Raw genomic sequence first — 14813 nt, forward strand, 5'->3', positions numbered from 1 at the left:
CATGCCGGGCGCACATAAAAATAGTTGCCGAATAAATCGACAACTATTTTTAATGTTTTTTAAAGATGTTCATAATACCTACAACAATTGCACTGATCCATTTTGGTAATTTAATCGTATAAAATCTCATCTTATCCGCTCCCCTATTCAAGGATATTAATTACTGTACACTATATGTCCTCATGGAAAAAGATATGACTACAACTTAATCACGACTAAATATCATTAATAAATAACCACTATCAAACGAGACAAAAAAGCTAGATTCAGTTGTCTCATTACTAATGCAACGAATATCATCCTGTGTTAACTCATAATTCGTTAATGGATATTTTAAACGATTTAACGTTAGATTAGTTACCGTTGACTCTAAGGCAAAAAATGAAATATAGGGCAAGCCTGGATGATTGATTTCATGCTGACCTGAGGCTAACACCATTAAGTGATTTCTTTCATCCACTAATGTAATCGGTAAGCCTTTTTTAGCAAACTGAAGTAATAAGCGAATATTAGCTAAGCTATGATCGATTCGTCCACCTAATGATCCATAAATCCGAACATCAGTTGCTTCTTTCGTCATCGCTACATTCAAAGCCACTTCAGTATCCGTTTCATCTTTTTCACTTGGTAATTGAACAAGTTCCAACGCAGAATCTTTAATTTTAGCAAACTCAGATTCCGTCACTGAATCAAAATCTCCAATGGCGATATCCGGACAAATTCCATGCTCTACTAAAGTTAAAGCTCCTCGATCGACTCCAATCACGAAGCTCGCTTTAATATGTTCTAAATCTAACCACGCATTTGGTGCTCCGCTAATAATCGCAATTTTCATTCAAATTACCCCTTAATTTTTTGAATGGCTAATTGACGGTCTACTGCATTAAACACAGCTGATCCAGCAACTACCACATCTGCCCCAGCTTCTTCACATAAGCGGGCTGTTTCCTCGTTAACTCCACCATCAACTTCAATCACATAAGATAAGTTTTGTTCTTGACGCCACTGATTTAATGTCGCAATTTTATTTAATGAATCCGGAATAAAGGTTTGACCTCCGAATCCTGGATTAACTGACATAATTAAAATCCAATCTACCTCTTGTAAAACATGTTTAATCATTTCAAGTGGTGTATGCGGATTTAAAACGACTCCACACTGCATCTCATATTGCTTAATTAATTGTAACGTACGATGTAAATGACGGCATGCCTCTACATGAACTGTAATAATATCTGCTCCCGCCTCTTTAAAATCTTTAATATATTGATCCGGATTTTCAATCATTAAATGAACATCAAATGGCAACTCTGTATGAGGACGTAAACATTTCACAATCCCTGGACCTAATGTAATATTAGGGACGAAATGACCATCCATCACATCAATATGAATATAATCCGCGCCTAGTGAATCAACACATTTTACTTCTTCTGCTAATTTTGAGAAATCAGCAGCTAAAATTGATGGTGCAATTTTCAACATCTTTCCTACTCCTTCATGTCTTAATACTTCGGTTTACGAGTTTTAATTTCTGTTAAGAACTGTAAGTAGTTCTCATATCGGGTTGGGATGATTTCTCCTGCCTCCACAGCCGATTTGACAGCACAACGAGGTTCATTTTCATGCAAGCAACCTCTGAACTTACACTGCTCTGAACGCTCATAGAATTCGATAAAGCATTGTGATAAATCGATAGGTTCTAATTGATCTAAATCTAAAGAACTAAATCCTGGTGTATCTGCGATTAAGCCTTCGCTTAACTTATGTAATTCAACATGTCGGGTTGTATGTTTTCCGCGTCCTAGTGCTTTTGAAATTTCATTAACCTGAATATCTAATGTATGATCGATTGAGTTAAGTAATGACGATTTTCCTACTCCTGATTGACCGCAAATCACAACAATACGATCTTTAATTAAATCACTAATCGATTCTAATCCAAATTGTCGTTTAGATGAGGTCTCAATGACTTCATAACCAATTTCACGGTAATAATTAATCGTTGGTTCAATTGATTGTTTCTCTTCTTCACTCAATAAATCCATCTTCGTTAGCACAATAACAGGTTCAATGCGATTCATTTCAATAACAGCTAAAAAACGATCTAACAACTTCGGACTGAAGTCGGGTTCTTTCACTGAAAAAACAACTAATGCTAAATCTACATTAGCAATAGGTGGGCGCACTAATTCATTTTTTCGAGGGCCGATTTCCATCACATAACCATTTCCATCAGATTCAACTAAAAACTCAACTTCATCTCCTACTAACGGAGTAATTTTCTGTTTACGAAATAATCCTCGACTTCGACATTGAATCATTTCTTTACTTTCTAAATCTTCAACGTAATAAAACCCACTTAAGGCTTTTAAAATAATTCCCTTTTTCAAATTATCACCTACTAAATGATCAGGTTCACTCATCATTTTCTTTATTGTCTATTATTCTTGTCTCGTTGAAGATGATTTTTCTGGAGTCTTTGCGACATATAACGTAACACTAGACTTCACTTTTACGCGTGTTCCGATAGCCGGTGATGTTTTAAATACATCACCATCTTCATAATTCTCATCTTCAATATAAATGACTTTTGCATATTTAAGTCCGATGTCTTTTAATTCCTTTTCTGCCTCTGTCACTGTCATCGTTGAAACATCTGGAACATAAACTTCAGCGACTTTATGAGTTGCAGGTCGATAGATAATGACATAATAAAGCGTGATGGCACAAATTAAGAAAACAGTGAAAGAGACTAATAAAGCTGAGTTTAAAAAGTCAAATTTCTTTCCTTTTCGTCCTTTACGCTTTTTCTTTGATTTCTTAGCCATTTCTTCTGATACCTCCTTCTTCAGGTCAGACATCACCATCGTTTTTTCAAGTGCCTCATCTTTTATACTTTCACTTAGAAGAGGCTCATCGACACGCTCAGTTGTTAACGCTGAGTTTAAATCAATTAATAATTCATCAACACTGTGGTATCGATCGCTTGGTAGCTTGCAGGTACAACGACTAATAATGTTATCTAAACTATTCGGTAATTCCTCTTTGACTAGCTTGATTGAAGGCATTTCTGCTTCTAAATGTTGAAGGGCAATATTAACCGCACCTTCTCCTTTAAAAGGCACATCTCCCGTTAATAATTCATATAAAATAATTCCTAACGCATAAATATCTGAGCGCTCAGTTGCTAAATTTCCACGTGCTAATTCCGGTGCTAAATAATGAACCGAACCCATAATCGTGTTCGTTTGTGTCATATCTGCCTCATTACTTGAAAGAGCAATTCCGAAATCAGTAATTTTTACAACTTGATCATCAGTAATCATAATATTTTGCGATTTAAGATCGCGATGAATGATATTGTTTTGATGAGCATATAAAACCCCCTCAGCTAATTGTGTCATAATATGAATCACTGTTTGAGGTTCTAACGCTCCATGTTCACGTAAATAATCTTTCAATGTTTTTCCTTTAACATATTCCATGACAATAAACGGCTGTTGCTTATAATCACCAACTGTATAAACATGAACGATGTTCGGATGATCCAAATTAATCACTTGTGCTGATTCACGTTTAAATCGTTTAATGAAACGTTCATCTTTTGAAAGCTCATATCGTAACATTTTAATCGCTACATGTCGTTTTAGTGTACGGTCATACGCTAAATAAACATTAGCCATTCCACCATCACCAATTAGCATCTTAATGTCATAGCGCGAATTAATCGTTGTTCCGATAATCATAAAGAGTCACTCCCTTCGAGGCGTTCGCATAAAGCCACTGATATATTATCTTTTCCTCCATTACGATTCGCCACTTCAATCAGTAAATTTACTTTTTCTTCTGTTGACGTTTGTTTGCTTAAAATAGCAAGAATCTCTTGATCATCTACCATCGATGTTAACCCGTCTGTACAAAGTAAGATGGCATCTAATTGATAATGCTCTAACACAAGATAATCAAATTTCAATTCTTTATTCACCCCAAGAGCATTCATAATAATATTACGATGTGGATGATTTTTTGCTTCTTGTTCAGATAGTTTTCCTTCTTCGACTAGTTTACGAACGAAGGTATGATCCTTTGTAATCTGTCTTAATTGGTGATGGGATAAAAGATAAGCTCGACTATCCCCAATATGTGCAAATGCGATAAAAGACTTAGTCATCACAGTTACAATAGCTGTCGTTCCCATTCCATGTGAGATATGATGATCTTCAATATACGTCAAGATATCTTGATTTACTTGATGTAAAATCTTCTTTAACCATTTTCTCAATATTTCTGAGTCATCAAATGTTAAGTCCTCATTAAAGTATTGCTCGATTGTTTTTAATACCATGGCACTTGCGACTTCTCCCGCTTCATGCCCTCCCATGCCATCGGCTACTACAATAATTGAGCAATGTTGATTTTTATAAATTTTAACAGCATCTTCGTTATGTGGTCGGATTTTTCCGACATCAGTCTTATAACACATCTGGTCAAACATTCTATAAAGCCCCCTCTTTAGCTCTTAACTGTCCACAAGCCGCGTCGATGTCACTTCCTAACTCGCGTCGAACAGTTGCATTAATCCCACGTTTTTTTAATGTCTTCTCAAATTGTTCAATATGTTCAATTGGTGTACGATCAAACCCACGTTCCGGTACATAATTCACCGGAATTAAATTGACGTGACAATTCATTCCTTTTAATAAGTCCGCTAATTTTGTTGCACATTCTACTGTATCATTGACATTTTTAATTAATCCATATTCAAAAGTGATACGACGATGTGTTTTATTTACATAAAACTTCGCCGCTTCCATTAACTTTTCTAATGGATAAGCACGGTTAATTGGCATTAATTGCGTACGCAATTCATCGGTTGGTGCATGTAATGAAATCGCAAATGAAACTTGAGGATGATGCTCGGCAAAATCATAAATTTTCGGAACAATCCCACTTGTTGAAACAGTAATATGACGTGCTCCAATATTTAACCCTTTATCATCATTAATAATATTAATGAATCGAGTTAAATTATCATAATTTTCAAATGGTTCTCCAATTCCCATCACAACAATATGACTAACACGACCTTCTGTTTCATCTAAGTATTGTTGAACACGTAAAACTTGTGCTACAATTTCCCCTGCCTCTAAATTACGTTTTAAGCCGCTTAAGGTAGAAGCACAGAACTTACATCCAATGCGGCACCCAACTTGTGTCGTCACACAAACAGAATAACCATAGTTGTGACGCATTAACACCGTTTCAATTAAGTTTCCATCTGCTAATTCAAATAAAAACTTTGTTGTTCCATCACTTGCGATTTGTTTTTTACGTTCTGATAAGGTTGTGAAATCAAATGTTTCACTTAATAAATGTTTTAAATCTTTCGGTAAATTACTCATCTCATCAATTGATGGCACACGTTTTTTATATAACCAATCAAAAATTTGTTTCGCACGAAACTTTGGTTGGTTATTGGCTACTAACCAATTCTGCCAATCTTCAATATTTAAACTAAAAATGGATTTAAACTCCATATTAGCACCACCATTTCTACTAAATTCGTTAAAGTCATTGCTGTGTCAGTCATCTATCTATATAGAAACAGATCAATCATTTACATTGCCTAACTCAAAGTTATAGTCTTAAACTATCCTAAACTAAGGCTAACGCCAGAAATAATCACGTTTACCGATGTAAAAAAACGACTGTTTCTTCTATATATTATCCTGCTAAAACACAGATTCTCATGCAATCATTTCTGAAATTAAGCTTGGCGCTTTAAGCAAGCAATAAAGAAACCATCTGTTTGATAATCACCTGGGAATAATTGAACCATTCCATTTTTCGTTTGCTCGTGTAAAACCTCTGGAAGTCGATTGACTAATGTTGGATCGAGTTCATATTCTGGATGTTGTGCTAGGAATTGCTCAACCATTTTGTCATTTTCTTTACGATTTACGGTACATGTACTATAAACCAGTGTTCCCCCTACTTTAACTAATGGGGCAACTGTATTTAAAATTTTCTTTTGAATCATCATGATTTCATCTAAATCCGAAGGTTGTTTCGTAATTTTAACTTCTGGATGACGTCTTAAAATACCTAATCCTGAACATGGAGCATCAACTAAAACGGCATCAAAGCTATCTGACTCATAACGTTCATTTAAAGTTGTTGCATCTTGCAATGTCGCTACGACGTTTGTTAACCCTAAACGTTTCACATTATCTTCGATTAATTTAATTTTATGCTCATAAACGTCATGGGCATAAACCGTTCCTGTTTGACGCATTAACTCTGCTACATGTGTCGTTTTTCCACCAGGTGCTGAGCATGTATCTAATACTTTCGAATGATGTTTTGGTTTTAACGCACGTGCGACTAGCATTGACGATTCATCTTGAACATAGAACCATCCTTGCTCAAAATCCTTCGTCTTAATCACATTACCTTTTAAAATAACTAGTGCATCTTGGCTCAAATTACCATACTCACATGTGATGCCTTCCGATTCAAGTTTTTGCTTTAATTCTTCACGTGTTCCACGAACACCATTGACACGAATCGTCACATTGACACGCTCATTATTAGCACGAGCCATCTGAATCGTTTTTTCCCAACCGAATTGCTTACTCCACAATTTAATCAACCAAAGTGGATGTGACGTTTCAACCGCCAAACGCTCCGCCTCATCTTTAATCGTATCAAGACTTGGCAATGGGGTACGTGTCAGTTCACGTAAAATAGCATTCACTAATTTGCCATTAAATTGCCCTCCACGTTTTTTAGCAATCTTAACCGCTTCAGAGATTGCTGCGTGTTCTGGGACACTATCTAAAAATAACATTTGATATAGGGTCATTTGAATTAAAATACGAACCCATGCTTTGACTTTTCCGTTAAAGAAGGGTGTCACATAAAAATTCAATAACTGTTCATGTTGTAATGTTCCATAAACCAATTCAGTCATGAAATTTTTATCTTGAACTGTTAACTCATTTTTTTCAATTTGTTCACTTAAAGCATGATTACTATAAGCTCCATCTATTAAAATATCGGTTAACGTCTGCAATGCCAATTCGCGGGCATTTGCCATAATACCACTCCGTTCTCCTGTTTACCTGATGTATGTATAGTGATGTCATTTTATATTATAACATAATCTGCCTACTTTCATCTGTCATTTCACACAATTCTCCCCTAAATTCATCAGTCTTTCCTCATTGATTGAGAAATTTTAAAAAAGTTGCTTCTAAATTAGAAGCAACTTTTTGATTATTGTGTTTTATCAACAATTTTACGCCCGAAGTTCCCTTGAACTTGTGAACTTTGTAAGACGTTCGTAAACGAGTTTGGATCGACCTCATTTAATAATTGTAAAGCAATATATAATTCATAGCTTGAAACAACCATCATTAATAAACTACGATTTTGATGCGTGTAAGCTCCCTCCGCATTAATAATAGTAATCCCACGACCTAATCGACTTTGTAAAGTTGAAATCACCTCATCTTGCTTATTTGTGACAATAAACACTGTATAGCTTTGATGTGGAGTATGAATACGGTCAATAATTTGCATTTGAACAAAGATTAATAAAATCGTATATAATGCAATTTCCCATCCATCAACACATCCTGCAATTGCAATAATCACACAGTTTACAGCAAATGAGTATTGACCAAATGACCCTTGCGTTCTCATGGATAAAATTTGTGATAAAATATCAAGTCCTCCAGTTGAACCGCCATACTTTAAGATCGTTCCACTACCTAAAGCATAAATCATTCCACCAACAACGATATTTAATAACACATCATCAGAAAAAGAAATTTCTGGAACAATATTCAAACCTAACGTCATCAGTGTTACCGTATATAGCGTATGATAGGTGAAACGTTTCCCAATAAACTTATATGAAATTAGTAATAACGGGATGTTAATTGACCAAATAAGCATTCCGAGATTAATCTTAATCCCCCATGCACTATAAAGGAATCGACTAATTAACTGAGAAATCCCTGTGACCCCACCTACATATAACCCCGATGGATTGATAAACCAGTTAATTCCAATGGAGAATAGTAAAATCCCAACCGAAATCATTGCTAAACTTTTAAATTCTTTTTTCAAATGTTCTGCCTTAATAATACCCATTACTAAATTCCTCCACTTCCGTTTTTCATGAAGCTTTCTCTCTATTAAAACGGAATCTTTGATTTAATTCTTGAGAAATTATAACATGTTTTCTCCCGACAGGAAACTAAAAAATTGTTACTATTTTGTGTACATCCACATACAATTTATCCCATGATTTTAGAGGTAATTATTCCATGAAAAAAAGCACCTAAAAAAAGGTACTTTTTGTCTATGCTTCATAAATAATCATAGCCGAATAACTATAAACCTGTCCCTCTGTATCACTGAAGTGAGAGATAGAGTATTTAATATCTATGACCGATTGATAAGGTAATGTTTTTAAAAATTCATTGACGACACTTTCTAAATCTAGCTCATGTTCTTCATCAAAACATTTCACTTGAACGGACATTCTGTCTCCCTCCTATCACATTAAAGACAGAATACCATTAGAAGCTTTGAATTTTTGTCAAAAAACAGAAATCTATTTAATTTCTTTTTTAACAAAGTATCCTTGAACCATTTCACTTTGCACTACATTTGTAAAGGCTTGCTCATCTACCATTTTAATAACAGCAAGAGCCTCATATAATTCATAGCTTGATAAAACCATCATTAAAACACTTTTATCATTTTTACTATAAGCACCGCGTCCTTCTAAAATTGTAATCCCTCGATATAACTGTTGTTGAAGCGATTTAATCATCTCATCTTCTTTACTCGTTACAATATATAACGTTAAGTTTTGATGAACAGTATGAATTTTATCAATAACAACAGATGTGATATAAATCGAGATGATGGTATATAATGCCGTTTCCCATCCTTGTGTAAGTCCTGCAATCAAAATGATAATCGCATTAATCGCAAATGAATATTTTCCAAATGAACCATTAAATTTCATTGAAAGATATTGGAAGACAATGTCTGTTCCACCAGTTGATGCACCAATTTTTAAAATCATTCCTACACCAACACCGATTAACACCCCACCAAATACAGCGTTTAGTAAAATATCATCAGAGAATTTTCCCATGGGAACTAATTCTAAAATGATGGATTGCAACACAACTGTTAAAATACTTAAGACAGCAAATCGTTTTCCAATTGAACGCCACGCTAAATATAAAAGTGGCACATTCAATAAGAAAATTAATCCACCTAAACTTAATTGAATCCCAAATGCAGAAGAAGCAAAGGCTATTATTAACTGCGCAATCCCTGTCACTCCACCTGTATATAGATTAGCAGGCGAAATAAACATATTCATCGCTAACACATATAAAAATACCCCTATAATCATAATCCCTAAGTTCTTCAGTTTAATTGAAACTTGTTCATTTTTTAAAATATTCATCTGTTCCACACTCCTTCTCTGATGTCCTGATGAATAATTAGACTTATTCGTTTGAATCTGTGTCTTCTTTTAAATAAGTCCATCCATCTTCTTGATAAACTTTTCCCTCTTTCATTAAACGCCCTAATGCACGCTTAAATGAGGCCTTACTCATTTTAAAGACACGACGAATATCGTCTGGTTCTGATTTATCATAAAACGGCATCGCCCCACGACGTCCCATTAAATATTCTAAAATAATGTCTGAGTCTTCCACAATCGCAAATTCCTTTTGTGGAATTAATGACATATTAAATTCACCATTATCTTTTACACGTACGACACGTCCCTCAACTACTTCTCCAAGACGTGGTTCTTCACGACGTTCACTTTCATGAATGAATCCCATGTATCCTTCTTCTGTAATGACGTTTGTTCCGATTTTACCTGTACGAATTACACGCGCTTTTACCTTTTTACCATGTAATGATTGTGGCGCCTCCTCTTTAACTCCGCCAAACTCTTGTGGGCGAGCTAAGATTGCAAATAAGTAGTTTGATTGTGATTCTTTTAAATAACAATACACATAATCTCCGACTTGTGGCCATAATGATTCGAAAATTGGTAAGTCTGATGGTGCGATTAAAATGTTTTTGTTAATTCCGATATCAACAAAAACTCCTAAATCTTTACGCACATCTACTACTTCAACCCAACCGAATTCTTCTGTTGTCACTGCTGGCTCTTGCATCGTTGCTGTTAAACGTTTTTTTGCATCATAATAAACGAAGACTTCGATTGTTTCTCCAACTTCGATAGGATGCGTTACTTCTGCTTGATGTAAGAAGAACTCTTCACCATCTAGCATTAATGTATAACCAAGTGGCGTCTGACGCTCCACTTTCATTTCATGAAATTTTCCTGCTAACATTTCATCACTTACTTTCCTTTTAAAGTCAATATATTATAACATGCACCAAAATTCATGAAAAGTGGAAATTGCTTTTTCACTCTATTTAATCGTTTTATGTATCAAATCACATATAATTTTATTATCACCGACGTTACTTAAATCAATCCATCTTTTTCTTATTTTTTAAATTTGAACATCTACTCATTAAATATTCATTTTTAAAAAAACATTTACCGTCATGAGCAGGAAAAAATAAAAGATCAACCCTACCTAACTAAAACCAAAGATTTCTACTCATTCAAACACGATGACAAATCTATATAGAAACAGAAACCTTTTCTACATTTAATATAGCAACTCAAATATATGATAGTCATACCGTGAGTCACCTGCCATGCGAAGCATGTTTCCTCCATTGGTAGGGAATGCAAGGCAGACTATCGTCCAGGGGTCACCTAGCAGCTTCACTTGTGAAACAATCCACCATTGCTAGGGAATGGGTCACCTGGCAGATTGTCGAAGACAATCTAATCCTCAACTGCTAGGGATTTAAAATTTTTTACAATGTAAAAAACTTATCTGGACTTATATATCGAAGCATAAAGTCATGAAAACTGTATGACTTTGCAACATTCATTTTATGTTTATAGCGATTCGGATGAACGTTAATCTGCTCATATTAAAAGCCTTAGAAACTCCTAAAGGGTTCTTAAGGCTTTTTTTCTCTTTCAAATTAAGCAACGAAGTCTTCCTTTTCAACTTGTTCCATAATAAATAATAAATCAGCTTCAACTCGCTCATAACGGCGATGATACGTTAATAATTTATCATTTAAATCAACCGTTAAACTTTTTAACTTTTGAAGATATAAAAATAACTGTTCATTTCCAGTCTTAAGTGGTAATCGTTCCACATGAGCTTCTAATTCATACACTTTTGCTTCCCACTCTTTAATACTCATGGTTGATTGTTTTAAACTTTTTTGTGTATGATGCTGTAAATCCTCAAGTTTTTTATACAATGAAGCTTCTAAATAACCATATTGTTGCCACTCTGAACCTAATGACAATAAAATTGAACGGATACGTAATAAATTTTTTAAGTGTTTCGAGACATGATAAGAGGCAAAAAAGCCATCCTCATATAACACTTTTGCTAACATGAAATTTTTCTTATATGCCTTTTTAATATTCATTCTCGCCATAACCAACACCACCTTTTACTAAAACTTAAGTAAATTATAATATATTTTTAGTAAAAAATACACTATTTTACATGAATAAAAATCTTATATCAAAAAAAACTCACCAGCCTTCGCTAATGAGTTATAATATATTCTTCAAAATAACAATCATTAAACTTAAAATAAAAAGGTGAAGAGGATAAAAAGCATAAAAGAAATATTTATTCAGCTTTATTGATCCTTTCTCTCCATTGTATTTCGAAATTGGCCATAAGGCAGCAAGACAGAACAATTGAGCAACACACTGTAAATACACTAAAACTTGTAGAATCATTCCAAACCCATCGGTCGTCACAAAGCCATATCCATCATGAATAAAAGATGAAACAGAGGACCACATGCCAATCGATTGACCATATAATAATAAATTAAGGACAACCAACATAATACTCATACGAGTTTTATTTTCAAAAAAGAGATACATCATAAAAATGGTGAGAATTCCATAAAGGTCATAGTCTGTTCTTAAATTTGCAGCTATTAAGCCTATGAGAATAATAAATAATCCCCCTATAAATTTAAATCCTTGATCTTTAGAGATATTATCATATCCCCAAATGGCTAATAAACCTAAAGCCAAGGTGAAAAAGACATTTTGGTGAGTGAATTCTAACCATCTCCCTGAAATAGCAATATCAAAAAATGGCTCGGAAATCAAAGCAAAAATACTTAATCTTAATAAATATTTTTTCCGATTACGCGTGTGATAGAACCCATTGACAACCAAAAAAGCAAAGATTGGAAATGAGATTCGTCCAACTAAACGCATGATCACCATCATTCCTTCAAGCGCAATAAACGTGGTCATATTTTCAGTATATCCTTGTAAAAAAGGGATGATAATTGCACCAATATGATCAATTAACATCGTGACTAGAGCGATTATTTTTAATTGTGAGGCATCTAATCCTTTTTTCTTTTCAATCACACAACCTTGACTGGTATCTAACTGATTTCCTAATTCCATTCAAGCACCCTCTCTTCCAAAATTTTCTTAAATTATAACATGAATCACTCAAAATAACCACTATAAAAAAGACAGTCGTATTTGACTGTCTTTTAAATAACTAATCTAAATCACAAACTAAACGTCCTTCTAATAAACTACGTCCAATTGTTTTTCCAAGTGTTAATACGTCAGCTAATTTTTCTTCATCAGGTTTAAAGCATAGCTTAACCGGTTCAACCATTTTTAATTTTAATTGGGTTAAACGGGCATGAACATTATCCACCGCTTCTCCACTCCATCCATATGAACCGAAGGCTGCACCAAATTTTCCACCATGAGTCACTGGATTCATTCCTGTTAAGACATCCCAAACGATTGGCACTGCATCTTTATTCACAGTTGTTGCTCCGATAGCAATTGCATCAGCTGCATATAAATCCGCAAATAATTGTTCTTTTACCTCTGGGAAGCTCTTAATATCTAAATCGTATAAACGAACTGTGACATTCGGGTTAACCATTACGATTCCTTCTTTAACTGTCTCAGCCATAATCTTTGTATATCCATAAGCTGATGTAAATGGAATTACCACTAATTTTTCTGCTGAGAAATCTTCCGTTGACCATTCTTTATAAATATTGATAATTTCTTCAATGCGTGCATCTAATACCGGTCCATGTCCAGGGCAAATCATCTTAACATTTAATCCTGAAAGAGTCGCAATTGCTTTTAACACATACGTTTTAAATGGTGCGAAGATTGGATTATAATAGTTTAATAATGCATCCATGTAATCGTCATTTTTTTCTACTGGTAATTTTGACATTAATACATCATCAAATGCATAATGGCTACCAAATGAGTCACATGTAAATAAAATTTCTTCTTCTACTAAATAACTATAAATAGTATCTGGCCAATGTAAGTTTGGTGCTGAGATGAATTTTAATGTACGCCCACCTAAATCTAATACATCATTCATTTTTACAGCTTGTGATTTAAAATCAATATTCACAATGTTACGTAAATAACGAATAGCTACGGCTGAAGCAATAACCGTAATATTTGGATTTAATTTGATTAATTTTTCAATTGATCCTGCATGATCAGGCTCTGTATGATGAACGATGATATAGTCGATTTTATCAATTGAAACATGTTTTTGAATTTTTTGAAGATAGTCTTCAAAATAAGGCGCTTTCACTGTATCAAATAACGCAACCTTGTCTTCTCCTTTTACAAAATAAGAATTATATGATGTTCCATATTTTGTTTCCATAACAACGTCAAACACTTCAAGATCGTGATCTTGAATCCCTAACCAGTAAACATTTTCAACTAGCTTCAAACTCTCCATTAACTGATCTCTCCTTTAGAAAATTGCGAAGTATTTTATATAGTTTTTTTACCTTTAAAGTTTAACATACTATCCTTTTTATTCCCAATAATATGCACTTTAATTTTAAACATTATTATGTTTTAAATTTATTTCTACTCATGTAACTCTAGTGGTAGACCATCTGGGTCTCTAAAAAAGACGAATCTTGTATTAGTATATTCATCTAGACGAATCTCTTCAGTCTCAATTCCTTTATCTTTTAACATGTTAACAGCTGCTTCTATATCATCTACTTTAAAACAAAGGTGTCTTAATCCACATGCTTCTGGATAAGATGGACGCTTTGGACTATTTGGAAATGAGAATAGCTCAATTTCACTGTCTCCAATTTTTAAATCTAATTTATACGAATTACGGTCGATACGATAATTTTCTCGAATCACTTCAAAACCTAAGACATTCACATAAAAAGATTTCGATACCTCATAATTAGAAGCAATAATCGCAACATGATGAATATTTTTAAACATTAATCTCCCCCCTCTTTTATCTATCATTTTACTAGCTTTACTCCAAAAAAACAAACGCTACCTTAAATGATAAATAAGAAATCATCATTTTTATAAATCATAAAAATTTACTGTTTCTATTATTAGCCTATGTGATAAACATTTAATGAGTTTAAGACTTATACCTTCAATAAATAAGCTTCCTGTGTGACTATATATAAGCCGAAATATCTTTCAAATTTTTTGAATAATACATAGTTCTTAAGGCTTTTTGATACTCGGTCACCTACCATGCGAAGCATTAATCCTCAAGTAGCAGTGTATAAGAAATCCTACAGTCTAATTAAATTTTTTTACGATATGACGAATTGTCAATACA

At 33.9% G+C, this 14813-nt stretch carries 16 protein-coding genes; all 16 read right to left on the reverse strand.

What is annotated here, in order from left to right; translation table 11 throughout:
* Positions 1-49: 49 nt before the first annotated feature.
* The 16 genes from spoVM to NEH75_RS09680 all read right to left on the reverse strand — a co-directional run bounded on the left by spoVM (position 50) and on the right by NEH75_RS09680 (position 14455).
* The gene (gene spoVM, locus NEH75_RS13635) at positions 50-130 is read right to left on the reverse strand and encodes a stage V sporulation protein SpoVM (protein WP_070099811.1); all 81 of its coding nucleotides are present in this window, start codon (positions 128-130) and stop codon (positions 50-52) included.
* A 75-nt stretch (positions 131-205) separates the two neighbouring features.
* On the reverse strand, positions 206-835 hold the full coding sequence (locus NEH75_RS09610; protein WP_055274827.1) for a thiamine diphosphokinase: 630 nt from the start codon (positions 833-835) through the stop codon (positions 206-208).
* A 5-nt stretch (positions 836-840) separates the two neighbouring features.
* A complete protein-coding gene (rpe, locus tag NEH75_RS09615; protein WP_055242127.1) occupies positions 841-1485 on the reverse strand; it encodes a ribulose-phosphate 3-epimerase in 645 nt (214 codons plus the stop codon).
* Between the two features lie 20 nt (positions 1486-1505).
* Positions 1506-2393, reverse strand: coding sequence for a ribosome small subunit-dependent GTPase A (gene rsgA / locus NEH75_RS09620; protein WP_055242125.1), 888 nt, complete (start codon positions 2391-2393; stop codon positions 1506-1508).
* A gap of 51 nt (positions 2394-2444) precedes the next feature.
* Complete coding sequence (pknB, locus tag NEH75_RS09625; RefSeq protein ID WP_082704855.1) at positions 2445-3749, reverse strand: Stk1 family PASTA domain-containing Ser/Thr kinase; 1305 nt, start codon at positions 3747-3749, stop codon at positions 2445-2447.
* Positions 3746-4498, reverse strand: a complete 753-nt coding sequence (locus NEH75_RS09630) for a Stp1/IreP family PP2C-type Ser/Thr phosphatase (RefSeq protein ID WP_055274823.1) — start codon at positions 4496-4498, stop codon at positions 3746-3748. The genes pknB and NEH75_RS09630 overlap by 4 nt, the downstream gene beginning before the upstream one ends.
* Before the next feature lies 1 nt (position 4499).
* Positions 4500-5540: a 23S rRNA (adenine(2503)-C(2))-methyltransferase RlmN gene (gene rlmN / locus NEH75_RS09635; RefSeq protein ID WP_055242121.1), complete on the reverse strand. Its 1041-nt coding sequence runs from the start codon at positions 5538-5540 to the stop codon at positions 4500-4502.
* Between the two features lie 230 nt (positions 5541-5770).
* Positions 5771-7102 (reverse strand): 16S rRNA (cytosine(967)-C(5))-methyltransferase RsmB, encoded by a 1332-nt coding sequence (gene rsmB / locus NEH75_RS09640; protein ID WP_055305958.1) that lies wholly within the window; start codon positions 7100-7102, stop codon positions 5771-5773.
* A gap of 179 nt (positions 7103-7281) precedes the next feature.
* Positions 7282-8163, reverse strand: a complete 882-nt coding sequence (locus NEH75_RS09645) for a YitT family protein (protein ID WP_055274818.1) — start codon at positions 8161-8163, stop codon at positions 7282-7284.
* Positions 8164-8374: 211 nt separating this feature from the next.
* Positions 8375-8557, reverse strand: a complete 183-nt coding sequence (locus NEH75_RS09650; protein ID WP_055242115.1) for a sporulation protein Cse60 — start codon at positions 8555-8557, stop codon at positions 8375-8377.
* A gap of 72 nt (positions 8558-8629) precedes the next feature.
* Positions 8630-9502: a YitT family protein gene (locus tag NEH75_RS09655; RefSeq protein WP_055305957.1), complete on the reverse strand. Its 873-nt coding sequence runs from the start codon at positions 9500-9502 to the stop codon at positions 8630-8632.
* 43 nt (positions 9503-9545) lie between these two features.
* Entirely contained in the window at positions 9546-10412 is an 867-nt protein-coding gene (locus tag NEH75_RS09660; RefSeq protein ID WP_055274816.1) for a S1 RNA-binding domain-containing protein, read from the reverse strand.
* A 715-nt stretch (positions 10413-11127) separates the two neighbouring features.
* A complete protein-coding gene (locus tag NEH75_RS09665) occupies positions 11128-11598 on the reverse strand; it encodes a hypothetical protein (protein WP_055242109.1) in 471 nt (156 codons plus the stop codon).
* A 121-nt stretch (positions 11599-11719) separates the two neighbouring features.
* Positions 11720-12604: a TraX family protein gene (locus tag NEH75_RS09670; RefSeq protein WP_055305955.1), complete on the reverse strand. Its 885-nt coding sequence runs from the start codon at positions 12602-12604 to the stop codon at positions 11720-11722.
* Between the two features lie 100 nt (positions 12605-12704).
* On the reverse strand, positions 12705-13943 hold the full coding sequence (locus NEH75_RS09675; protein ID WP_055305954.1) for an FprA family A-type flavoprotein: 1239 nt from the start codon (positions 13941-13943) through the stop codon (positions 12705-12707).
* A gap of 134 nt (positions 13944-14077) precedes the next feature.
* Positions 14078-14455 (reverse strand): VOC family protein, encoded by a 378-nt coding sequence (locus NEH75_RS09680; protein WP_055305953.1) that lies wholly within the window; start codon positions 14453-14455, stop codon positions 14078-14080.
* Positions 14456-14813 lie beyond the last annotated feature (358 nt).

The organism is Turicibacter sp. T129, assembly GCF_025594975.1.
In the GTDB taxonomy this organism is placed as follows: Bacteria; Bacillota_I; Bacilli_A; order MOL361; family Turicibacteraceae; genus Turicibacter; species Turicibacter bilis.

Coding starts and splice junctions, on each gene's coding strand:
- NEH75_RS09660 (WP_055274816.1), bottom strand. CDS start 10,412: ATGTTAGCAGGAAAATTTCATGAAATGAAAGTGGAGCGTCAGACGCCA.
- rlmN (WP_055242121.1), bottom strand. CDS start 5,540: ATGGAGTTTAAATCCATTTTTAGTTTAAATATTGAAGATTGGCAGAAT.
- NEH75_RS09670 (WP_055305955.1), bottom strand. CDS start 12,604: ATGGAATTAGGAAATCAGTTAGATACCAGTCAAGGTTGTGTGATTGAA.
- NEH75_RS09645 (WP_055274818.1), bottom strand. CDS start 8,163: ATGGGTATTATTAAGGCAGAACATTTGAAAAAAGAATTTAAAAGTTTA.
- NEH75_RS09680 (WP_055305953.1), bottom strand. CDS start 14,455: ATGTTTAAAAATATTCATCATGTTGCGATTATTGCTTCTAATTATGAG.
- spoVM (WP_070099811.1), bottom strand. CDS start 130: ATGAGATTTTATACGATTAAATTACCAAAATGGATCAGTGCAATTGTT.
- NEH75_RS09665 (WP_055242109.1), bottom strand. CDS start 11,598: ATGGCGAGAATGAATATTAAAAAGGCATATAAGAAAAATTTCATGTTA.
- rpe (WP_055242127.1), bottom strand. CDS start 1,485: ATGTTGAAAATTGCACCATCAATTTTAGCTGCTGATTTCTCAAAATTA.
- NEH75_RS09655 (WP_055305957.1), bottom strand. CDS start 9,502: ATGAATATTTTAAAAAATGAACAAGTTTCAATTAAACTGAAGAACTTA.
- NEH75_RS09630 (WP_055274823.1), bottom strand. CDS start 4,498: ATGTTTGACCAGATGTGTTATAAGACTGATGTCGGAAAAATCCGACCA.
- NEH75_RS09675 (WP_055305954.1), bottom strand. CDS start 13,943: ATGGAGAGTTTGAAGCTAGTTGAAAATGTTTACTGGTTAGGGATTCAA.
- rsmB (WP_055305958.1), bottom strand. CDS start 7,102: ATGGCAAATGCCCGCGAATTGGCATTGCAGACGTTAACCGATATTTTA.
- pknB (WP_082704855.1), bottom strand. CDS start 3,749: ATGATTATCGGAACAACGATTAATTCGCGCTATGACATTAAGATGCTA.
- NEH75_RS09610 (WP_055274827.1), bottom strand. CDS start 835: ATGAAAATTGCGATTATTAGCGGAGCACCAAATGCGTGGTTAGATTTA.
- NEH75_RS09650 (WP_055242115.1), bottom strand. CDS start 8,557: ATGTCCGTTCAAGTGAAATGTTTTGATGAAGAACATGAGCTAGATTTA.